At 77.5% G+C, this 1,100-nt stretch carries 1 protein-coding gene; it reads left to right on the forward strand.

The window, feature by feature from the left end; genetic code table 11:
- A partial coding sequence (gene cydC, locus FNX44_RS27095; RefSeq protein ID WP_143651597.1) for a thiol reductant ABC exporter subunit CydC occupies positions 1-1,100 on the forward strand: 1,100 nt, incomplete at both ends.

A 1,100-nucleotide genomic window follows, 5' to 3' on the forward strand; every position in this document is an offset into this window, starting at 1 on the left:
CCGCTCCCGACCGCCCGGCGCCCGCCGATCCGCTCGACCCCGGCAACGCTCCGGGCGACGCCGCCGGAACCGCCGCACCGGACGACACGGCCGCGACCGCCCCGGCCGGCGGGCACCTGCGGCGGGTCCGCGAGGAGGGACTGGCCCGCCGTGGCCGGCTGCTGCTGGCCGGGACGCTCGGCGTGCTCGCGCTCGCGAGCGCCGTCGGGTTGATGGCCGTCTCCGGCTGGCTCATCTCCCGGGCGTCCGAACAGCCCCCGATCCTCTACCTGATGGTCGCCGTCACCGCGACGCGGGCGTTCGGCATCGGCCGGGCCGTGTTCCGGTACGCCGAGCGGCTGGTCTCCCACGATGCCGTGCTGCGGATTCTGGAGGACGTACGGGTGCGGGTGTTCCGCCGGTTGGAGCGGTTGGCGCCGGGCGGGCTGCGGCACCGCCGGCGCGGCGACCTGCTCAGCCGCCTGGTCTCGGACGTCGACGCCTACCAGGACTACTTCCTGCGCTGGCTGCTCCCGGCGGCGGCCGCGGGCGCGGTCTCGCTCCTCGCGGTCGGCTTCACCGGCTGGCTGCTGCCCGAGGCGGGCCTGGCGCTGGCCGTCGGACTGGCGGTCGCGGGCCTGGCCGTCCCTCTGCTGACCGCTCTCGTCGCCCGCCGGACCGAACGCGAACTGGCGCCCGAGCGAGGCGCGTTGACCACACACGCCGTCGACCTGCTCACCGGTACCGGCGAGCTGACCGTCGCCGGTGCGCTGCCCGCGGCCACCGAGCGGGTCCGCCGGGCCGACGCCCGGCTGACCGGCATCGCCGGACGTTCCGCCGCCGTCGTCGCGCTCGCCGGGGCGCTCACCACGCTGGCCGCCGGACTCACCGTCACGGCGGCGGCCTTCCTCGGCGCCCAGGCCGTGCACACCGGCCGGCTGGAGGGCGTGTGGCTCGCGGTCGTGGTACTCACCCCGCTGGCCGCCTTCGAGGCCGTCACCGACCTGCCGCAGGCCGTCCGCCACCGGCAGCGGGTCCGCCGCGCCGCCGAGCGGGTCCACGAAGTGCTGGACGCCCCCGAACCGGTCGCCGAACCGGACCTCCCGGTGGACCCGCTCGGC

The sequence above is a fragment of the Streptomyces alkaliterrae genome (genome assembly GCF_007097205.2).
GTDB lineage: Bacteria > Actinomycetota > Actinomycetes > Streptomycetales > Streptomycetaceae > Streptomyces > Streptomyces alkaliterrae.